Source organism: Vibrio sp. 10N.261.51.A4 (assembly GCF_041471945.1).
In the GTDB taxonomy this organism is placed as follows: domain Bacteria; phylum Pseudomonadota; class Gammaproteobacteria; order Enterobacterales; family Vibrionaceae; genus Vibrio; species Vibrio crassostreae_C.
The window spans coordinates 24,278-45,749 of sequence record NZ_JBFRPJ010000069.1; the positions used below are offsets into that span (position 1 = coordinate 24,278).

Consider the following 21,472-nt stretch of genomic DNA (forward strand, 5'->3'; position numbering starts at 1 on the left):
TATGTTTCTAATTTTTCTTATTATTTTTTGTTACTTCTAGCTTAGTGGGTCTTCATGAATTTGCAGGATTTTTTGAATTTACTGGGATAGCGTGGCCAATACGCAGCAAGTTCATAATTTCAAGAGGTTGACCCGTCACATTTTCAAGTCGCATGTTGCGCTCGCGTTCAGTCAGACGTTTGAACATATAAACAATCGCGCCAACACCAGATGAATCTAAAAACTCAACCTGACTAAAATCAACTTCGATTTCAGGGTGACCATCGTTAGAAATCACATCATCGATGTCGGTTTGTGCATCACGACTGCCTGCTGCATCCAGATCACCGAAAATAGAAAGTGTCAGTGTCGTTGTGTTTAAATCAATCTTACGTAGTTCCATAGCGATATCTCCTTTTCAGTATGTATGGACAATTGCACTGAATGTGCCAACTTTTATGTTGTTATTTTTCAATGGCTTATATTTATCGTGAATTTCCATCTCAAATTGAGAAAAGGCATTTCTCAATTTGAGAACTAAAAACGGCGGATCATATGAGAGCCATAAGTCATTAATTTAATGAATAGATGCAAGGGTTAGATAAGGTTGATGAGTGGATCGCATCTTCTAGCAAAGATTGTCTAACTGCGTGTTAGAGCACTTACGATTAAAAGCATTTGTTGACCACTACAGTTATTAATACGGAGAAGATGATGAGATTAACCAAACTGGCTTTAGCCACTCTATGGGTGTGTTCGCTTTCATCTCATTCATCCTATTTACCTCCGGACTATTTGGTGCTTGCAAACTCCTACCAGCAAGGCATTGATGTTTCTGAATACTGGAAGAGTGAAAAGCTTGATGGGATTCGGGCTCTTTGGGACGGACAACATCTTTATACACGCAATGGTAATCGCATTTACTCACCCAAGTGGTTTACGGAAAACTTACCTAAGGTCCATCTCGAAGGAGAGTTGTGGGCAGGAAGGGGCAAGTTCCATCTCGTTCAATCTACCGTTCTAGACCATACGCCGAGTGACACAGCATGGCGCCAAATCGATTTCATGCTGTTTGATATGCCAGGCGCCGCAGGAGATTACCAAAAGCGCTATTACAACATTTTGCATTGGGTAAGCGTGATTGGAGAATCTCATATCAGCTACATAGAACATGTACCAATTCACAGTGAAGAGGCTTTATTTCATCAACTTGATAATGTCGATGAGCGTAATGGCGAAGGTTTGATGCTTAGAAAGATCACCAGTCGTTATCAAGCAGGCCGAAGTAATGACCTGTTAAAGCTCAAAAGGCATCACGATGCCGAAGCCACAGTTATTGGATACAAGAGCGGGACAGGGAAGTACAAAGGGATGATGGGGTCAATTTTGGTTCACACAGAAGAGGGTGTGGAATTTTATATAGGCAGCGGGTTCAGTGACCAAATGAGACTCGCACCGCCAGAGATCGGAAGCCGTATTACCTTTCGCTACAATGGTTTTACTCAAAACGGAAAACCCAAGTTTGCGCGCTTTGTTCGAGAGAAGAGTGAATACTAAGGCAGATGCGATCTACCTGACCATTAAACGAAAAAGAGCCCTGAAAATCAGAGCTCCTTTTTGTGTTCGAAATCAGATAGACCGACTTAGCGAGTGCGAATCTAACGAGAACTAAATTCTAACTGTACGTCATCATCCTGCTTGTGCATCCAGTGTAAGCGCATACCTAGCATAATCGCTGCTGACGTTAGACCGATAATGAAACCAATCCAGAAACCGTGTGCGCCCATAGGTTCAACAATCCAATCTTTCATTCCTAAGATGTAGCCGATAGGAAGACCAAGCAACCAGTAAGCTACGAAGGTAATGTTGAAGATTGAACGCATGTCTTTGTAGCCACGCAGAGCACCTGCAGCGATAACTTGGATGGCGTCGGTGCATTGGTAAACCGCCGCGAACAACAGCAACTGCATTGCAACGGTAATTACTGCAGTGTTCTCTGTGTAAAGTAATGCAACCTGCTCTCTAAACAGAACCGTCAACGCCGCTGTCATTAAGGCTGTCACTAAACCAACAATGATACCCACGTGTGTCGCGATCTTAGCGCCTTCGGTGTTGTTTTCGCCCAACTTATGCCCAACACGAATACTCACGGCTGCACCGATACTCATTGGAATCATGAAGACCAGCGAAGAGAAGTTGATCGCGACTTGGTGCGCGGCAACAATCAATGAACCCAATGGTGCAACTAACAGAGAAACCACCGCAAACAGAGTTACCTCGAAGAAGATAGCGGCCGCCACAGGGAAACCAAGTCTAAACAGACGAATTTGAGCTTTAAGTTGCGGTTTATGGAAGGTACCGAAGATGTTGATTTTCGCCAAACGCTTTGATGTTAAAACGTAAGCGAACAGTAGTGCAAACATCACCCAATATACGATAGCCGTTGCAACGCCACAGCCAACACCACCCAGAGCAGGAGCACCAAGTTTTCCGTATACGAACATCCAGTTCAGCGGGATGTTTAATAGCAAGCCAATAAAACCAATCACCATCGCAGGCTTGGTTAAAGACATACCATCGGTAAAGCTTCGCAATGTTTGGAACAACAAAAACGCAGGTACAGCAAACATCACCGCATTCATATAGCCGATGGTCTTTTCCGCCATGAGTTGTTCAATGTCCATCCACTCCAATATCAATTGTGTTTGAAAAAGCACACCAATGATTGGAAGGGAGATGACGAGCGCTAAAAACGCGCCTTGTTGAATTTCGAATGGAATTTTTACTTGTCGACCAGAACCATTCAGTTGTGCAACGACAGGAACCAACGCCATCAATAGACCAACACCAAATAGGATTGATGGTAGCCAGATACTTGCTGCAATCGAAACCGCCGCCATATCGATAGCACTTACGCCACCGGCCATTACGGTATCAACAAAACCCATTCCAGTTTGTGCAACGGATGCGATCAATACTGGGGTCGCAAGTTTGATTAGATTCGAGGATTCTTCTTTGTAACGATGCACAAACAACTCCAAATAAGAGGGAAAATTAGAATAATAGTGTAGGAAAGGACATTCTGAAGGAATCAGAGACAATGATCTTAAGCTTCCACTGGACGAATCATAAAGAAATGTCACAATAACTGCTATGAAAAACTGTTACTAGAATACTAAATAGGAATCTTATGTTTACAGGTATCGTTCAAGGCATGGCAACACTGGTTGCTATCAACAAAAAAGAGTCGTTTCAAACTCATACCATTGAGCTAAGCGATGAAATGGTTGAAGGATTAGCCATTGGTGCTTCAGTAGCTCATAACGGTTGTTGCTTAACGGTAACGGAAATTTCAGGTAACCAGATTGCTTTTGATTTAATGCAAGCGACATTGCGATTGACGAACTTAGGCCAACTGAATGTTGGTGACAAAGTGAATGTTGAGCGTGCAGCAAAGTTTGGTGACGAAATTGGCGGGCATAGCATGTCTGGCCACATTACTCTGATGGCTAACCTAGTCGATGTGATTAAAACAGAAAACAACCGTACGCTTTGGTTTGAGCTGCCTCAAGAATCAATGAAGTATGTGCTGAGTAAGGGTTACATCGGCGTTGATGGTTGTTCATTGACGATTGGTGAAGTGGAAGAGAACCGTTTCTCTGTTCACCTGATCCCAGAAACACTGAATCGTACTCTGTTTGGCGGCCGTGAAGTAGGCGACCAAGTAAACATTGAGTTTGATCCTCAAACACAAGCGATTGTTGATACTGTTGAACGCGTACTAGCAAACCAAAAATAGTAGTAGCGGTTTATCAACAGCATTTGCCTAAAAAACGCTGACTAAGTAAGAGTCGCAGACATTAAAAAAGAGCAAATCGAGTGCTCTTTTTCTATTTGTGTGTCTCTGCGTTTTTCTAGGCTAGCCTCAAAATCGAGGTGTAGAGCCAACTCGACAAGAGAGTAGGTGTTAGAAGACTTGTTCGTCGTCTGCATCAATCGAGAGATTAATCCTGTCTCTTACCTCATCTACCTGCATGTCGAGGTGAATGGCATTGCAACATGCTGGGCAATCGTCATAAAAATCTTGGCTCCCATTAGAAGCATCAAGCGTTATGCTGATGGCATGCCCACAGTGGGGGCAGGAGACATGTTTCTCTGTGTATTTATGCATGGCAAATTCTCCTCACTGTAACTGATACCAATCGTATTCGGTTATAAACAGCTGTAATTGGTATTAAACGGCCTGTATCTTCTGAATGCATGCTTCAGTGTGTGCTAAATATTCGCCGCCAAATTGATTGCAGTGGTTAAGAAGATGGTACAAGTTGTAAATGTCTTTCCGATCAGTATAGCCAACGTCGAGTGGATTGACGCTCTGGTAACCTTCATAAAACTCTTTAGGGAAACCTTCAAACAATTCAGTTAACGCCAAATCACACTCATGGTCCCCCCAGTAACAAGCAGGGTCGTAGCAAATTGGGCCAAACGCAGAGTTAGCAACATTGCCATTCCAAAGATCCCCATGAAGCAAAGAAGGGCGAGGGTTGTGGCCAGCAAGACGCATATTCACCACATCAACGATGTCATCGATATCACCAAACTCGATGCCTTTCTCTTTGAGCAGTTGCAGTTGGAAGCCAATGCGTTGCTCAGAGAAAAAGCGACCCCATTTCTTATGCCAAGGGTTGGGTTGAAGTGTGCTGCCGATATAGTTGTCTTGGTCGCAACCAAACTCTTTTTGCTCGCCCCATTGATGAAGCCGCGCAAGCTGAACGCCGAAATCGAAGCTATTGTTGCCCGTCTCGAGCGGTTTGGTCGGCAAGTAATTCAGAATAATGAACGAGCACTCTTTGGTTTTGCCAATAAGCACCAACTCAGGAACGTAAACAGTGGAGGTTTCTCTTAACAAGCGTAAGTTCTCAGCTTCAATTTCAAACTTAGGTAAAAATTCTCGCTGATTCACTTTCACAAAGTAACGCTCATTACCATCGCTGATCATATAGCAATCGTTAATGTCGCCACCAGAAACCTTGGTACGTTCAGTAATCTGAAAGTTAAATAGAAGAGTATCTGAAAGTTGTTGAGAAATGGCCTGCCACATAGGAAATCCTCAAAGACTGAAAGTTAAAAAGATTGAAGGTTAGAAATACTGTTTGTTTAATAGCAATAGTTTAGGATAAATCTGAACAATTTATAGACGCACTCGTCAATGTTCTTAGCTCTTCTTCATCTTACGTAGAATCAATTGGCCGAATTGTGAACTCGAACTGATTCAAGCTCTTTGAAATACAAACATAAATTGAAAACCTGACGTGATGAAATAGTTTGGAACTGGTCTCACAATCGAAACGGTTTTGAACGCCACAAACTGGAAAAGAGGTTTGAGCTTGTTATTGTCTAGCGACTAAATCAAATGAGCTTTTAGAGTAAGTTGAAAGGGCTATTGTTAACTGGCGCAATACTTTGCTTCAAAGTTTGTCTTACACTTCTTTAGCGTGAATTTACTTATGTCGTAAGTAGGCAGGTATACCACATAAAGCTATATCGATTTAATTTTAAGCTGAAATACTAACTAGGATCATTTAAATGTGGTTTTGGGCAATAAAGTGATGACAAATAGCTTCATTTACATAGTATTAGGCAAGTACGTATTAATCTGCTCTAGAGCTTAAAACGGAGAATTATTGTGGTTGTAGAAACCGATGGCTATTTGGCTTTAATCGAGCACCTATCATTCAACCTTGATGTGTTTACCAATAGTAATGGTGATACTGGAAACGAAAGTGTCGAAGACATTGTTACCGACATGATTTCAACAAACATCATGGCTATTTTCGAGCAAAACCCAGAGTTGCATTCGAGCGTTCGTTTTCAACTTTTGAAAGAAGCAGATGCCGTAGTAGCGGATCTTGGTGAAGTATTAGCGGGTGTGTGGGCTAAGAAAGCGACTAACGAACAAATTGTATTCCTCGATGAGTACATCGCGTTAGTGAAGAACCTGTTTGATACTGCTGTTGCTAAATACGATTAACGGTTTGTTTGCTCATTTATCGTCGTAATTAATCAGCATAATAACAACGGGCGTTTAAGTCGTATCTTTCTAGAGTTACCTCGCTCAGCGGTTTATCTTTCGAACCGCTATAAACGCCTAAAGTGCCAAAACTTGGATGCCCAGTAAGGGTTATCTAACCTAGAAATAATGACACCTTTCGATGTCGAGGCATGTAGAAATTGGTTGTTTCCTAAATAAACGCCTACATGTCGCACCGTCATCGAAGTCTTGAAAAACACCAAGTCACCGCTTGTTGCCTGCCCATACGCAATTTCTTTTCCCTTTTTACTCTGGTCTTTTGTGGTTCTTGGTAGAGCTTGTTGAGTCGCATTTTGCACGGCGATTTGAACAAAAGCAGAGCAATCTATACCTCGAAATGAGGTCCCACCGAAATGGTATGGCACGCCTTTCCACTGTTCGTACACGCTCATATAAGCGTTTGTAGTCAATTGTTCTGACTTTGATAGGGGTTTCTGTGCGGTTTGACTAAGCTGAGAAGGCGAAGGTGACGAGCTACAAGCAGCCAATGTTGCTAAAGTTATTGTAACTACAGCCATTTTTCTGATTTTCATATGTAACTCTTCTGACAAAAAACTGAAATAAAAACGTCATCAAGGACTTCTAGTATACGACCTAACTTAAGGATATCTCTTTTCGTAGTCAAACTGGATTTCACATGCCCGACACAAATTTATCAATAAAACCCTCACGTTATACATTCTCGCTCATTCAAACCGTCACTGCTGTATTTATTTCCATTCTTTTACTTGTTACTTTTTTATCAATGGTTAGCATTCGGGGCGTTGAACGGGTCGGGGGACATTTTGATGCACTCTCGGAACAAGCATTACCCCTTGCTCTACATAACGCCGAATTAACGCAAAGCGTATTAGAACAAGTAAAACTTCTCACTTACAGCACCCAATCAACCGACTTAGATACACTGAATGCCACAAGGGGCTCAATTGACCAACTCGCGACAGAGAGCAATACCACGCTAGAGGAACTTCTTTTTATTTCCCAATCTTTTCCTGATGCGATCTCTTTAGAGCAACAACAAATCCTTGTCGATGACATGGCGCAACTGCAAGCTATGACCAACACGGTACTGCTGGCGCAGATTGAGATTCAAAGTAAGCAAAATCTGATCGACAGTAAAATGGGCGAGTTCCGTTATGGCGTTGGATCTATCGGACCAGAAATGAATCGAATCAGCTCATTCTTGGTTGAAGACAACCCAGAAGCGAGCGATGCAGCGAACCGATTTACATCCAGCGCGTCTGCTATGGCGAACACCTTCTTGATGCTGATGATGCAATCTGACATTGATAAAGCACAAGACGAATACCGTCAATTGAGAAACCGAATCGCAGGTCTGAACTTGGCTTACAGCGACTTTGCCGATTGGCACCCAGATATCGCTGAGTTCGCGAGCTTGACGGCGCCTTACGAGATGGTGAAAGAAGGCTTTACCGAAGAAGGCGTAATCAAACAAATCCTCTTGAAACTCGAACTGGTTCAGCAGCAAGAGCAAAACTTAACGCAAGTCATTAACTTAGCGAACACCGTCATTAGCACATTGAATCAGCTGTCTTCCACCGCTTCCCACCTGATTGATGAAAGTGAACTGGTTGTAAATCAAACCATCACCAATATTGATCGTGTGTTGTTTATCAGCGGGCTAGTGATTGCCGTAATCATTGTGATTTCATGGTTCGTGTTACGCCGTTGGATGAATAAAGGGCTTAAAAACATAACTCAACAGTTGAGTTCACTGGCAGATCATGACTTCTCTAAACAGAGTGAATTACTGGGGCCGCTAGAGCTGCAAGTTATTACTTCAAAACTAAATACGGTCGTTGATTCAACCGCGGACTCGGTTCGTTTAGTAACGCGTAACTGTGAGACGCTTTATCAAACGGCTGAAGTAAGCCATGACGCCGCAGAGCAAACCAATTCAAGCTTGAATGAGCAGAACGAATCACTTCAGAATATGATTACTACGATTACTGAACTTGAAGCATCCATTGGTGAGATTGCTCGTATCTCTAACGCATCGAATGACGACGCGCAGATAGCAGAAGACGAATCAGTCAATGGTAGCCAAGTGGTCGGCCTTAATCAGAAGCGATTACAAGCACTCGAGCAATCTCTTAGCCTGAATCAAGAATCGATGACGGACTTGGATATTCGCGTTAAACAGATTCGTGAAATGGTTGACGTAATTAGTGGTATTGCTGAAAACACTAACTTACTCGCATTGAATGCCGCAATAGAAGCAGCGCGAGCAGGAGACCAAGGCCGAGGGTTTGCAGTGGTTGCCGATGAAGTACGTAAACTGGCGAGTGGTACCTCCCAGCAAACCACTAATATTCGTAATATGATGAACGAATTGGTGGCGGCGGCTGACCGATCACGCGCTTCTGTAACGGAATCGAGAAGTGAAATGGCCAACGCACTGGAAACCAGTGGCGATGTAAAACAAGCCTTCGAGAAAATCGAATTCGCGGTTAGCCAGATTAAAGGACGTGTTGAACAAATCATGGTGGCAACCGAACAACAAGCACGTGCGACTGTCGATGTAACGCATTCTATCACTCGCGTGTCTGAGCAGGGTGAGAATACTAAACTGCAACTTGAATCTATGATCGAGAGTTCAGAGCAAGTCGGAGAGATAGCAGGGCACCAACAAGCTATGCTTCATAAATATGTACTGAAATAAACAAGCGCGCTGAAATAAACGTGCGTGAGAGTTAAGTTAGTGTGCGCAAGAGTTTAAGTACTAGCAGCACTTAGTCACTAACTACGCTTATAACGACTATCGATACAGAAATGCCCTTAGGTTCTCACAAGAATCTAAGGGCGTTTTGTTTTGGCATTCAGCTAAGTTTGTATTTAAGCTAACTTCGTTATTAAGATAAGTTTGGTCTCAAGATAAGCTTGAGCCTCAAACGAATTCAAACCTAGTTTTTCGTCGTCGGGAATTGAGTAAATGGCTGACGTAGCATCAGATCTAACCGTTGTTCTTTACCATCTTGAATCTCGGGAACGCCAATCTGAACGTTATCGTGACCAAGCTTTGGTTGAGCGCGGTAAGTCTTAAACCGGATGTCCCACACAGATAAAAAGAAACCGAAGTTTGAGTGGGTTTCTTTCACGATAACCGAGTGATGAACGCGGTGCATATCTGGTGTCACAATCACTTTTCTCAACCGCTTATCAATCCACAACGGTAGACGCGCATTGCTGTGGTTAAACATCGCACTCGCATTAAGAACAATTTCAAATATCACGACCGCAATTACGGGAACACCAAGTGCGATTACCAAACTCACTTTGATGAGCATTGAAAGAATCATCTCAATAGGGTGAAAGCGCGTTCCGGTTGTGACATCGATATCTAGGTCCGCATGGTGAACTCGATGTAACTTCCACAACCAAGGAACACGGTGAAACACCAAGTGCTGCAGGTAAATGGCGCAATCTAACAGTAATACGCAGATCAAAATGGTGAGTTCTTTAGGAAGTGACAGGGTATTGAACAGACCCCATTGGTTTTCTTGCGCAATGACCGCCGCTTGGAATGCTGCAATAGGAATTAGAGTGGCTAATAGAAAGCTGTTCAAAGCAACCAACGCAAAGTTATTCCCCCAACGAAACCATTTGCTTTGAGTCAGTGTTTTACGCGGGAAACGGTATTCCCAAAGCGCACACAATCCAAAAACGACAATAAAACAAACAAGGCGAAGCAGTGATGGGTCTTGCATGGGAATTCCTTCTATCATTCTAAGGACACTGTAAGTACAATCGTGCCACTTTTCTAGAGTTATCGTTATTGTCCATGAGAATCCACGCTTTTCACCGTTTATATCAACACCGTTTGTCTCTTTCTACCAAGCCGTTTAACGCGCGCGGGTGTAAAGTGGTTCGATGTCAGTTCTGTAAAATCAAACAAGACAGCTGTATCTGTGAACATCAACCAGACGTAAATACGAACGTCGCGACCATGTTGATCTTATCGGACAACGAAATACTCAAACCAAGTAATACCGGCCGTTTAATCCTTGATACCGTTAAAGACAGCTATGCCTACCTTTGGCACCGCACTGAACCGAATCAAGAGATGCTTGATGTGCTGAAAGACGATAAATATCAGCCAGTCGTGGTCTTTCCTGAAGATTATACCGATGACAAATCGCGTGTGGTTGCTGACCTTGGTGAGATGCGAGATTCGAACAAGACGTTGCTGCTGATCTTTATTGATGGTAGTTGGCGTGAAGCACGACGTATTTTCCGTCGTTCAGAGTATCTGCAAGACTTACCGGTGTTGTCGATCGAACCAGAATCGGTTTCGCAATACATGATGCGTAAGTCAGACAACGAACAACATCTCTCGACTGCAGAAGTAGCGAGCTTGGTTTTGAAACAGGCTGGTGAAGAGCAGGGCGCAAAGACTTTACAGCTGTGGTTTGAGACATTTCGTGAAAGCTACATGCTAAGTAAGACGCGTTATAAGTCCGATCCAACCAAACCAAGCCTGAATGCTTTCATAGAGCATACTAAAAGTGAGACGTCACTCTAACCTTTAACCGCTTTGTGCTGACTTGTTGTTCAAACAGATTCGAACACAAGATAAGTTTGTTATCTATCACGGTTTGTAGGGGGAGTGTTATGGATAATGCTTCCTAGTTGTTTAATTTAAAAATTTTATTTGCCCGAATTTAGGGAAAAATTGGAGAGATTTCATGTATTACGGCTTTGATGTTGGCGGCACAAAAATTGAGTTTGGTGCGTTCAATGAAAAACTTGAGCGAGTAGCAACCGAACGCGTACCAACGCCTACTGAAGATTATCAACTGCTACTTGATACGATTGCCGGTTTGGTAAAAAAATACGATAGCGAATTCTCTTGCGAAGGCAAAATTGGCCTTGGTCTTCCTGGTATGGAAGATGCGGACGACGGCACTATGCTCGTTGTTAACGTACCGGCTTCAACAGGTAAGCCATTACGCAAAGACTTAGAAGCGCTGATTGGTCGTAGTGTTAAAATCGAGAACGATGCGAACTGTTTTGCGCTGTCTGAAGCGTGGGATGATGAATTGAAAGATGAACCATCAGTAGCGGGCCTAATTTTAGGTACTGGTTTTGGTGGTGGTTTGGTTTTTGATGGCAAAGTATTCTCAGGACGTAACCACGTTGCTGGCGAGCTCGGCCATATGCGTCTTCCTATTGATGCATGGTTCCACCTTGGCGACAACGCACCGTTACTAGGCTGTGGTTGTGGCAAGAAAGGTTGTTTAGACAGCTACCTATCTGGTCGCGGCTTTGAACTGATTTATGAGCACTACTTCGGTGAGAAAAAGAAAGCGATTGAAATCATCCAAGCGTACAACGAAGGCGAAGCAAAAGCAGCTGAGCACGTTGACCGTTTCATGGAGCTATTGGCTATCTGTTTCGCAAACCTATTTACTGCACTTGACCCGCATGTTGTAGCACTGGGTGGTGGACTTTCAAACTTCGAACTTATCTACGAAGAGATGCCAAAGCGTGTTCCTAAATACCTATTGTCTGTAGCGAAATGTCCAAAAATCATCAAAGCGAAGCACGGTGATTCAGGCGGCGTTCGTGGCGCAGCATTCCTTAACATTAAGTAATCGTTACTTACCGTTAAGCTAGTTAAGGTTAGATAGTTAAAAGCACAAACAAAAATGCCGCAATCTCAAAATAGGTTGCGGCATTTTTTATTGTTCGGTGTTTTCGTTTCTTTAGCTCTTAACTTCTTAGCTCTCAAGTGCAAACGAAAAGCTAGAAACTACAGATCGACAAAAAAAGAAACCAGAGGGCTTACTTCTTCTTTTTACCAACACCAAGGTTGTCTTTTTGCTTCAACGTAAGCTTAGTAAAGCCTAGCTTACGGAAATAGTTGTCTTGGTAGTTACGAACCGCTTTAGTATCAGAAATAAACTCAAGCTGTTGCTCAGTTTTTAGATACTCAGAGATATCGATGCCTTCAGCTGCAGCAACAGCTTCTTGGATCGTGCGGTGTTCTTGTTTTGAAAACAGTAACTCTTTGTCTTCGTCTTTGTAAGTGTACAGAATGGTACGAGCCATGGTGCTCTCCAATAGAATTATTACTTTGCGCGCACTCTACATAAAAAGCGTACGTGGCTCAAGGTAATGGTAAGAAATCTTAAGATTATCGTTCTAAACGTTTAGCGTAATTTAAGCTATTTGTCTTTTAGGAAACGAACAGGTTGTTTTTCTCGAAACGAAAAGAACAAAAAGCCCCTTAACATCGAAAGCTCGATAGAAGGGGCTTCGTCTATGTCTTGGCGAAGATCTTCCAAATCACTTAAAAGCTTCTAAATCAATTAAAAAGCTGCCAAGTCAATTTAAGTGTTTGCTTTGAGTTAAACGCGACCTTGCAGAGGAATGATCGTCACTGTCTCGCCAACTTTCACAGTATCAACTGCTGGAGAGATTTCGATTAAGCAGTTCGCTTCACTCATTGAACGCAGAATACCTGAACCTTGCTTGCCCGTTGTTTTCACTTCAAGCACGCCAGATTCATTCATCGAGAACACACCACGGCTAAATTCAGTACGGCCTTGGCGTGAGCGCAGTTGTTCAGTTGCTACAGCATTTGCTTTTACTGGTGTCCAGTTCGTTTGACCTTGAAGCTTGCGGATCGCAGGCTCAACAAAGTTAATGAACGACACCATCACAGCAACAGGGTTACCCGGTAAACCAAAGAACGGCTTGTTCTCAATCTTACCGTAAGCCAATGGGCGACCTGGACGCATGTTGATACGCCAGAAGTTGATTTCACCCAGTTTATCTAACGCAAGCTTGATGTAATCCGCATCACCAACAGACACACCACCAGAAGTCAAAACCATATCGGTTTCAAGCGACGCAGAATGCAGCACATCCATCATCTTCTGCTCATCATCTTCAATGATGCCGTAATCGACGATGTCACAGCCGAGCTTTTGAAGCATGCCGATAATAGTAAAACGATTTGAGTCATAGATAGAGTTTGGTTTTTGCTCGTGACCCGGCGCTTGAACTTCATCACCCGTAGAGAACACACCCACTTTCACTTTACGCAGAACAGGGCAGGTACCAAAACCTAACGACGCCATCATGCCCATTTCTGGCGCTTCAATGCGTGTGCCACGTGTAAAGACAGGTTGGCCGATTTCTAAATCTTCACCTGCCATACGGACATTTTGTCCAACCGAGATTTTAGCATCAGGGAAGCTAACTTTATCGCCATCTTGGACGGCTTGTTCACGCATCACGACAACATCAACGCCTTCTGGCATTGGTGCGCCGGTCATGATTTTAACGGCTTCACCTTGTTGCACGATTTGCTCGTAGCTGTGGCCCGCCATGACTTCAGCAACGATGTTGTAACTGTCCAATTCTAGATCTTCACTACGAATTGCATAACCGTCCATTGCAGAGTTGGTATTCTGAGGAACGTTGATTGGCGAAATCACATCTTCAGCCAGCACGCGGCCGTAGCCTTGCAGTAATTCAACACTCTCTGTGAGATCGAGTGCGTCAATGCTATCAACAATCTTTTGTTGGCCTTGAGTAACGGTTAAACCTGCAGGAGAGAACGAATCACAACAAACAGCTGGCGCTGCGTCTTTTGAAGGTGAGCATGACACGGCTCTGCCTGTTGTAGAGACAAGGTCAAAGGACTGCGCGTAATCGATGATGAAATCACGAATCGCTTCTAAGTCGCTGATCGCCATTTGTGGCAGCTCTGATTCAACTTGGCTGTCTGCCGCGATAGCAATAATGTTGTTATCGTTCGGGTACAACCAAGGTTTGCCCACTTCATCTCGGTGCAGTTCAATTTTAGGGAAGGCGATGTTCTTACAGCCTTCAACCAAAATCAGATCAAGCGTGTTGGTATCAAATCGAGTCAGCAGGTAATAAAAACCTGCTTCGGCTTCTGGTGTTTCTGTCATCATCACGTGACGATTACGAGAAGCAATCAACATTTGGTTCGCGCCCGCTTTACGTAAGCGGTAACTGTCTTTACCCGGCTTATCGACATCAAAATCGTGGTGAGCATGTTTTAACACGCCAACTTTTAAACCCGCATCAGTCAACAGAGGAAGCAGGGCTTCAAGTACGGTCGTTTTGCCTGTACCGCTATAAGCAGCAAAGCCCAATAAAGGAAGGTTAGGGCGTTGTTTAGAATCTTTCATTATTGAAGCGTTCCGAATTGGGTGAGTTCTTCTGGCGTGTTGAGATTAACAAAGCAGTTAGGAGAATCGCTGAAATCAACGTATTCGGTAACACACTCTTTGTATAGCAAGATGATTTTACGATCACCACGTTCCAAAAACGCTTCTAACTTTGGTAGAACACGTTTGTGGAATAGGGTGAATACAGGTTGCTTAAATTCGCCATCATGCGCGACAAGAATGTCGCTGTCTTCTTTAACTGCAGAACAAAAACGCTCAACAAGGTCGTCACTGATTTGTGGGCTGTCGCAAGGGACAAAGCCGACCCAGTCTGTACTCGCGTTTTTAAGGCCAGCATGAATGCCGCCCAATGGACCTGGATAGTCAGGGAAGGAATCGGAAACAACCGGAGCAAATGCTTGGTAACTGTCTAAGTTACGGTTGGCATTGATAGTGATGCTGACATCTTGCTGTGACAGCTTGTTTATAACGTATTGAATAAGCGGAGAACCGTTGAGCTCAACAAGTCCTTTATCTTTTCCGCCCATGCGGCTGGCCTGTCCGCCAGCCAAAATAACCCAACTAGTTTGCGTTGGAAGCAGCATAAATATTCTCTTGTGCTTTATCTTTCTGAATAACTTGCAGAAGCGGCGATTCGGTCAAAGTATTGTCTTTGATCCACCATTGCTTCTTACATAAGTCGGTTAACGCGTTAGTTTGGTGACTAGTGATGACTAAACTCGCGCCTCTTTGAAGAAGATCTTCGGCCATTATCACCAATCTTTCAATAGATTCTTTGTCTAAAGAGGCACTTGGTTCATCCATAAGCAAGATTGACGGCTTAAGAATCCAGGCTCGTGCCATTGCAACGCGTTGACGCTCACCACCAGACAACACAGAAATGTGTTCATCTGCCAAGGTTTCTAAACCTACCATTCTCAATGCATTAATTATTTGAGCTCGCTTATCTTTTTGGCTCTCTTTGTTAAAGCGAATGCCATAAGCGACATTTTGGTACACCGAACCATCAAAAAGATAGGGGGTTTGATGCAGGTAGATAATGTCTTTGAACTTGAGCCTAGGGAATAAGATCTGCTGCCAGCTTTGTGTCGGAGACTGAATGCGGCCAGAGCTGGGCTGAATCAATCCAGACAATATTTTAAGTAGGGTCGTTTTACCCACACCATTATCTCCTTTGAGATAAATGGCATCGTTGGGGCCGATCGACAATTCGGGAATATGGAACAAAACACGCTCTTTGTAGCGCATTGAAATTTGCTGCGTTGTTATTTTTATACTCATGACAGCGTTCCTAAGTTCTTAAATAGCCTTTTCCTCTCACACTGGAAAGGAAAAAGTTAAGGGCTAATGCCAATGCTAATAACACCATACCGAGGGCGACGCCTTGAGCGAATGCGCCTTTGTGGCTTTCCATAGCGATAGCTGTTGGGATGTTTCTTGTCATCCCCATAATGTTGCCACCGACCATCATTGAACAACCAACCTCAGTGACGATACGAGAGAAGGCAGCGATAGTTGCAGCTAAAAGAGGGAAGCGCGTTTCCCAAATTAACGTACACGCCACACGAGTCGTTGATACGCCAAGCGTGCGCGCCGTTTCAACCGCTCGGCGGTCACTGGCCTGCAGAGCACCGTGCATCATCGCAACTAGGATAGGGAAACAGATCACCATCTGACCTAGAATCATCGCCTTTTGGGTGAACAGCAATTGCCAATCACCTAACGGGCCAGAGCGAGAAAGCATCATGTACATCAACAAACCGATAACCACAGTAGGGATCGCTTGCAGGGTGTTGATCACTGAAAGCAGAGCCCATTTCCCGGGGAACTCGGTGTAAGCCAATAAGAAAGCCATAAGGATTGCAGGAACAATAACCAATGAAATGGCGGACAAAGATACGCTGAAGGATACCGCGACGATTTTCCACAATTCGTGGTCAAAACTCACCAGTAGATTCATTGCATCAATCGTTGTTTGCCATAGGGTCATGAAGTATCTCGTGTAAATCGATAATAGGTTTTATCGGTAGTGACTGATGTTAATCATAGCTGACACTAACTATTTGAGTGTGTATTGGTCAGCTATTGTTCTTAAGCATGGTTGCGTTTCTAAACATGAATGTGTTGTTAAGCGTGAACGATATTAAAGTGAGGCAGCTTTATAGCGAGTTGCTGTAAAAACAAGACAGTTTTTAAAGCGACATTGCTTAGGTGCTTCGTTAACTGTTTAGTTAAGCGTAGCGCTAATTGATTCGGGTGAACCCTTAGCGCTACTTTTACTTACAGAAAACGACGGTTCACTTACAACAAACTATTCTGCGCTTGCAACAAACAGTTGTTTTCCATGCAGTTTAAAGTCGTTAATCAGTTTCTGACCTTTAGGGTTAACCAACCAATCACTGAATACTTTCGCAGCTTGGTAGTTAATGCTTGGGTAGCGCTCAGGGTTAACCAGAATCACTTGGTAAGGGTTGAAGAGGTTCTTGTCACCTTGGAAAAGGATTTTAAGATCCAATTTGTTTTGGTAAGCCAACCAAGTACCACGGTCTGTCATGGTGTAGCCTTGCATCTCTGACGCCATGTTCAGAGTAGGGCCCATGCCTTGACCAACACTGCGGTAACCACCAAAGTTTGGTTCAATTTTAGTTTGTGCCCAAATCCCCATCTCTTTCTTATGAGTACCAGAGTCGTCGCCACGAGACACAAACGTCACGTTATTAGTCGCGATCGCTTTGAACACATCTGCCACTGCTTTTTGAGATTCAATTTTTGCAGGGTCGCTTTGTGGGCCAACGATGACAAAGTCGTTATACATCAGCTTACGAGGTAAAACGCCGTAACCTTTTTCTACGAAATTCGCTTCAGCCTTTGGTGCGTGAGTCATCACCAAATCAACGTCACCATTTTCGCCCATGCGAAGAGATTTACCCGTACCAGCGGCAAGAACATCAACCTTGATACCAGAATCCTTTTCGAACTCAGGCAATAAGTAGTCCAGCAGACCAGAGTGATAAGTACTTGTGGTTGTCGCCAACTTAATATGAGTGGTGTCTTCCGCGCTGCTAGCCGTGTAACTGACGATCGATAGAGCTGCAATAGTTAGGGGAATTGCTTTCATTATTATTATGTCCATTCTGTTATAAATGAATGACATGCCTTCAGTTTTAAAGGGCTCAAAGAAGGGCATGTGCATAAGACGCTAATTGTTGTAATTAGAAATCTACACCTTACAAGCAATCTTAATGCCAACAAATAATGCATCAGATTTCATTAAATTGCTGTTATTTCGGACAAAATTGCGTCATTTACCCCGTTAAAATGAATCAAAACATGAGCTAGGACAAAATGTCGCACATTGTCCCTGTTGGAGAAAAGGTTAATTGGTACACTCTGTCCCAACTTTCCTCACCGGCTAATCATTATGTCTTTACCTAGTTCATCTGCTTCCAATCTCAACCCGAACACATTGACTCAGTATCAGGCGTTTTCCGTTTTGGTCGTCGATGATGAATTGGGTATGCAGGCTATCTTAAAGAAAGCACTAGGTAAGTTCTTTGGCAAGGTGTCGAGCGCAGGGTCGGTTGAAGAGGCTGAAACGCTGCGTTCAAGCGAACATTTTGATCTGATTGTCCTTGATATCAACCTACCAGGCCGCTCTGGCATTGAGTGGGAAGAGGCGTTTAACGACAACGACAAACGCGCCGATGTGATTTTCATGACGGGTTATGCCGATCTAGAGATGACCATATCCGCGCTTAAGCTTGGTGCTTCAGATTTTATTCTTAAGCCGTTCAACCTCGAACAGATGATACAAGCGGTTCTGCGTTGTATGGATAAGCGACTCGACCAAAGAATGCAGTACGCGTTGAAGCGTGATGTTAGCCGTCATATCAAGACCGAATTGATCGGCAATTCAGACAAAACTAAACAGCTTAAATTGCTGATCAGTCAATTTGCACCGTCAAGAGCATCCGTTCTTATAGAAGGTGAGTCAGGTACGGGTAAAGAGTTAGTTGCTCGTGGTGTACATGAAGCCAGTAAACGCACAGGTCCATTTGTGCCAATCAACTGTGGTGCGATTGCTCCAGAGCTTCTAGAAAGTGAACTGTTTGGACATACATCAGGCGCATTTACTGGTGCGAAGAAAAACCGTGAAGGTCTTTTCCGAGTCGCAAGTGGTGGCACCTTGTTCCTTGATGAAATTGGTGAAATGCCACTGCCAATGCAAGCTGCATTGCTACGCGTGTTAGAGCAAAGAACCATTCGTCCAGTCGGTAGCGAAAAGGAAATTTCCGTTGACGTACGAGTGGTGGCGGCGACCAACCGAAATCTTCAAGAAGAGGTCGATAAAGGGCACTTCCGTCGCGATCTGTTCTACCGACTCAATGTACTTAAGATTGATGTGGTGCCATTGAGAGAGCGCCCATCAGACTTGATTGAACTTGTTCCATACTTTACTCGTCTTTTATCGAGCGAGCTTGGCATGCCTGTTCCAAATTGGGCACATGAAGATATCTTAGCGTTGAACGAATACGAATGGCCGGGGAATATTCGTGAGCTTAAAAACTTAGTCGAACGATGCATTCTTTTAGACAAGCCACCAGCACACTATTGGCGTGAGATTAATGGCGATCCTGTACCCGCTAGCATTTCAGTGACGGTGTCACATGGTGCAGAGATGCCAAACTTGAATAATGCAGATGCTGCCGAGGGTTATCCAAACACTTGGACACTCAAAGAAGTAGAGAAATCTCATATAGAACAGCTTGTTAGTTTTCATGATGGCAATAAATCGGCAGCTGCAAGAGATCTTGGCGTGGCACGTAAAACGCTAGAGCGTAAATACAAAGATTGGAACACGGAAGGCTCTGAATATGCCGATTAGACGTCGTTGGTGGTCAAAATGGGCGTTCCGATTCAAAACCATGGTTCGCTACCGCTTATTATTCCTAACATCAGCTCCTATCATTCTGACCTTGTGCGCTCTTGTGGCTATCACACTGTATTGGTCAATACATTACACGTGGCAGGGCGCGCTGATTGATGTTGATGAACGCTTGGATGTTGCCGATAACAGTATTCACCTGATCCAAAATCAGCAAGCATACAACGTTCGTGCGTTTGCCGAGTCTTATAACTTTCGAACCAAACTCGCGAGTGATCTTTCACACGAAGAGCTAACTCGCTGGGTGTCTGAGAACAAATCTCGCTATGAGCTCGATTTTTTGCGTTGGCGCAGTGTCGAGAGCATGGAGAAGAAACTCGAATATCTAAACTTAACTCACAAGTCTTCATTTTTCAGTGTCTTAAGCCGTAATGAACTCAATTATCTCGATCGTGACCTCGCTAAAAAAGCGGAAGTTCCGATGCTCAACGGGCAAGAGGTCAAGACTCGAGGATTGGTAAGCCGAACCGTTGTATCCATCAAAGATGAACATGATCATGTGATTGGTTTTCTGGATGGTGGGATCTTACTGAATAACAGCACTCAACTTGTTGACCAAATCAGTAACCTTATCTATCCACAACGAGAAGGGTTTAATCGTCATATTGGTACGGTCACGGTCTTCCTTGATGATCTTCGTGTCAGCACCAACGTGCCTTTGAGCAGTGAAGACAGTGTAGGGCGCGCCATTGGTACACGTGTTTCTCACGAGGTTCACTCGAAAGTCTTGAATGAAGGTAAAGAGTGGCTAGATCGAGCGTATGTTTACGATGCTTGGTACATCACAGCATACCAACCAATCCATGACCAGTTTAATAATGTGATTGGTATGCTTTACACCGGTTATTTGATTTGGCCGCTGATAGAAACGTACTTAACCAACCTTGGCGAAATTAGCATTACCATTGTGTTGCTTCTGTTGGCATCCGGTTTGATCGTTCACCGTGGCGCACGTGATCTTTTCAACCCAATCGAACGCATTCATAAAGTGGTGAAGCTAGTACAGATGGGGCAAGACAAGCGAATTGGTACGCTAGGTTTGGATGATCAACACGAACTGACACTGCTCGCTAAACAGTTCGATAAGATGTTGGATCTACTGCACGAGCGTAATCAAGAGATTCAACAAGCGGCATCTGAACTTGAGTGCAAAGTGCATTCTCGTACCGCGAGTTTGAAAGAGAAAACCGAAGAGCTCGAACTGCACATCAAGCTTCTCAATCAAGCCAGAGATAAGCTGGTGGTCAATGAAAAACTGGCCGCGTTAGGTGAATTAACGGCAGGCATTGCTCATGAGATCAATAACCCAACCGCCGTGATTCTTGGCAACGTTGAACTGATGAAGTTTGAACTGGGCGATGAAGTGAGCCGTGTAGATGAGGAAGTCCACGCGATCATGGAGCAGATTGACCGAATTCGAAACATCACACGAAGCCTGCTTCAATACAGCCGTCACGGCGGCGTACAAGACGAAATTACGTGGCAACATATCAATCCAATTGTCGATGAAAGTATTACGCTTGTAAAAACAGGCGCTAAGAAGAAAGGCATTGTGTATGTATCACAACTGAATGCTAAAACCTCAGTCGAAGTGAACCGAAATCAATTGCTACAGATTCTGGTTAACCTACAAATGAACGCGATTCATGCAATGGACGGTCAGGGTACGTTAACTATTTCTAGTGAAGACTGGGTTGAAAATGGTGTGTCCCATGGCGCTATCGTTCATGTTCAAGATGAAGGCTGCGGTATTAAGGAAGAACAACTGAAACGCATTTTCTCGCCTTTCTATACCACTAAACGTGATGGTACGGGGTTAGGGTTGTCAGTCTCTCAAAGTATCTTGAGCCAAACTGGCGGCGAGATCCGAGTTGAATCGGAGGTAGGTAAGGGAAGTTGCTTTAGTATCTATCTTCAACAGAAAGCGACACCTCAATTGCTAGTATCAAACCTATAAGTTCTAAGAACTTATTCACCAACATTATCATCTGATAATATTTCTAACGCGCTTGGGCTATTACACGAACGTTTTAGCCCAAGCACGAAAATTCTGCACTACTAATCTATCGCAAACCAAATCTCAACCTCTTTCGGTTTGACGAGCACCTCTTTTTGCCTATGTAACACAGTGCATATCTTTTGATCTTGATGCATATCATCTGAACTGTACGAAATTTTGATACCTTGACCGAAAATACATAATCAAAACAAATAATAAAGTCAGTCAGCTATGAAATTAAGTAACGCGAATAACTTAGTCAGAGATCT

20 protein-coding genes are annotated in these 21,472 nt (G+C 43.7%); 8 read left to right on the forward strand and 12 right to left on the reverse strand.

Annotated elements, in window-relative coordinates:
• Window positions 1-52 precede the first annotated feature (52 nt).
• Complete coding sequence (locus AB4384_RS15530) at window positions 53-382, reverse strand: STAS domain-containing protein (protein ID WP_050621341.1); 330 nt, start codon at window positions 380-382, stop codon at window positions 53-55.
• A 311-nt stretch (window positions 383-693) separates the two neighbouring features.
• Between AB4384_RS15530 and AB4384_RS15535 the strand changes: the two genes are divergently transcribed.
• Window positions 694-1,536: a DNA ligase gene (locus tag AB4384_RS15535; protein WP_372129786.1), complete on the forward strand. Its 843-nt coding sequence runs from the start codon at window positions 694-696 to the stop codon at window positions 1,534-1,536.
• A gap of 101 nt (window positions 1,537-1,637) precedes the next feature.
• Here AB4384_RS15535 and AB4384_RS15540 read toward each other — a convergent pair whose 3' ends face one another.
• Entirely contained in the window at window positions 1,638-3,008 is a 1,371-nt protein-coding gene (locus AB4384_RS15540) for an MATE family efflux transporter (protein ID WP_136974276.1), read from the reverse strand.
• A 161-nt stretch (window positions 3,009-3,169) separates the two neighbouring features.
• On the opposite strand from AB4384_RS15540, the gene AB4384_RS15545 reads away from it, so the two are divergent.
• Entirely contained in the window at window positions 3,170-3,778 is a 609-nt protein-coding gene (locus tag AB4384_RS15545) for a riboflavin synthase (protein ID WP_017065861.1), read from the forward strand.
• A gap of 168 nt (window positions 3,779-3,946) precedes the next feature.
• On the opposite strand, the gene AB4384_RS15550 is transcribed toward AB4384_RS15545, so the two are convergent.
• Both AB4384_RS15550 and AB4384_RS15555 read right to left on the reverse strand, forming a co-directional pair.
• Complete coding sequence (locus tag AB4384_RS15550) at window positions 3,947-4,150, reverse strand: CPXCG motif-containing cysteine-rich protein (RefSeq protein ID WP_004733789.1); 204 nt, start codon at window positions 4,148-4,150, stop codon at window positions 3,947-3,949.
• Between the two features lie 63 nt (window positions 4,151-4,213).
• On the reverse strand, window positions 4,214-5,080 hold the full coding sequence (locus AB4384_RS15555) for a fructosamine kinase family protein (RefSeq protein ID WP_017059601.1): 867 nt from the start codon (window positions 5,078-5,080) through the stop codon (window positions 4,214-4,216).
• 585 nt (window positions 5,081-5,665) lie between these two features.
• Here AB4384_RS15555 and AB4384_RS15560 point away from each other — a divergent pair.
• Window positions 5,666-6,010, forward strand: a complete 345-nt coding sequence (locus AB4384_RS15560; RefSeq protein ID WP_010440912.1) for a DUF3802 family protein — start codon at window positions 5,666-5,668, stop codon at window positions 6,008-6,010.
• Between the two features lie 107 nt (window positions 6,011-6,117).
• Here the strand turns inward: AB4384_RS15560 and AB4384_RS15565 are convergent, their stop codons facing one another.
• Window positions 6,118-6,603 carry a C40 family peptidase gene (locus tag AB4384_RS15565; protein WP_017059602.1) on the reverse strand — a complete coding sequence of 162 codons (486 nt, stop codon included), beginning with the start codon at window positions 6,601-6,603 and terminating at the stop codon, window positions 6,118-6,120.
• Window positions 6,604-6,707: 104 nt separating this feature from the next.
• On the opposite strand from AB4384_RS15565, the gene AB4384_RS15570 reads away from it, so the two are divergent.
• Window positions 6,708-8,753 (forward strand): methyl-accepting chemotaxis protein, encoded by a 2,046-nt coding sequence (locus tag AB4384_RS15570; protein ID WP_372129787.1) that lies wholly within the window; start codon window positions 6,708-6,710, stop codon window positions 8,751-8,753.
• 241 nt (window positions 8,754-8,994) lie between these two features.
• Here the strand turns inward: AB4384_RS15570 and AB4384_RS15575 are convergent, their stop codons facing one another.
• Complete coding sequence (locus AB4384_RS15575) at window positions 8,995-9,798, reverse strand: sterol desaturase family protein (protein ID WP_372117632.1); 804 nt, start codon at window positions 9,796-9,798, stop codon at window positions 8,995-8,997.
• Between the two features lie 68 nt (window positions 9,799-9,866).
• Between AB4384_RS15575 and AB4384_RS15580 the strand changes: the two genes are divergently transcribed.
• Window positions 9,867-10,613 (forward strand): tRNA-uridine aminocarboxypropyltransferase, encoded by a 747-nt coding sequence (locus tag AB4384_RS15580; RefSeq protein WP_372129788.1) that lies wholly within the window; start codon window positions 9,867-9,869, stop codon window positions 10,611-10,613.
• 163 nt (window positions 10,614-10,776) lie between these two features.
• Entirely contained in the window at window positions 10,777-11,685 is a 909-nt protein-coding gene (nagK, locus tag AB4384_RS15585) for an N-acetylglucosamine kinase (RefSeq protein WP_004733781.1), read from the forward strand.
• 190 nt (window positions 11,686-11,875) lie between these two features.
• Here the strand turns inward: nagK and AB4384_RS15590 are convergent, their stop codons facing one another.
• The 6 genes from AB4384_RS15590 to AB4384_RS15615 all read right to left on the reverse strand — a co-directional run bounded on the left by AB4384_RS15590 (window position 11,876) and on the right by AB4384_RS15615 (window position 17,377).
• Complete coding sequence (locus AB4384_RS15590; protein ID WP_102393726.1) at window positions 11,876-12,142, reverse strand: DUF2960 family protein; 267 nt, start codon at window positions 12,140-12,142, stop codon at window positions 11,876-11,878.
• 299 nt (window positions 12,143-12,441) lie between these two features.
• Window positions 12,442-14,259 carry a bifunctional molybdopterin-guanine dinucleotide biosynthesis adaptor protein MobB/molybdopterin molybdotransferase MoeA gene (locus tag AB4384_RS15595; protein ID WP_372129789.1) on the reverse strand — a complete coding sequence of 606 codons (1,818 nt, stop codon included), beginning with the start codon at window positions 14,257-14,259 and terminating at the stop codon, window positions 12,442-12,444.
• On the reverse strand, window positions 14,259-14,843 hold the full coding sequence (gene mobA, locus AB4384_RS15600; protein ID WP_004733776.1) for a molybdenum cofactor guanylyltransferase MobA: 585 nt from the start codon (window positions 14,841-14,843) through the stop codon (window positions 14,259-14,261). Before mobA ends, AB4384_RS15595 begins: the two co-directional genes overlap by 1 nt.
• Complete coding sequence (locus AB4384_RS15605) at window positions 14,821-15,540, reverse strand: energy-coupling factor ABC transporter ATP-binding protein (protein WP_004733775.1); 720 nt, start codon at window positions 15,538-15,540, stop codon at window positions 14,821-14,823. Before AB4384_RS15605 ends, mobA begins: the two co-directional genes overlap by 23 nt.
• A 10-nt stretch (window positions 15,541-15,550) precedes the next feature.
• Entirely contained in the window at window positions 15,551-16,249 is a 699-nt protein-coding gene (locus tag AB4384_RS15610; protein WP_017067174.1) for an ABC transporter permease, read from the reverse strand.
• Window positions 16,250-16,570: 321 nt separating this feature from the next.
• A complete protein-coding gene (locus AB4384_RS15615) occupies window positions 16,571-17,377 on the reverse strand; it encodes a substrate-binding domain-containing protein (protein ID WP_017059611.1) in 807 nt (268 codons plus the stop codon).
• 303 nt (window positions 17,378-17,680) lie between these two features.
• Here AB4384_RS15615 and AB4384_RS15620 point away from each other — a divergent pair, with 303 nt between their 5' ends.
• Window positions 17,681-19,144 carry a sigma-54 dependent transcriptional regulator gene (locus tag AB4384_RS15620; RefSeq protein ID WP_029235435.1) on the forward strand — a complete coding sequence of 488 codons (1,464 nt, stop codon included), beginning with the start codon at window positions 17,681-17,683 and terminating at the stop codon, window positions 19,142-19,144.
• Complete coding sequence (locus AB4384_RS15625; RefSeq protein ID WP_372129790.1) at window positions 19,134-21,161, forward strand: cache domain-containing protein; 2,028 nt, start codon at window positions 19,134-19,136, stop codon at window positions 21,159-21,161. Before AB4384_RS15620 ends, AB4384_RS15625 begins: the two co-directional genes overlap by 11 nt.
• The last annotated feature ends 311 nt before the right edge of the window (window positions 21,162-21,472 follow it).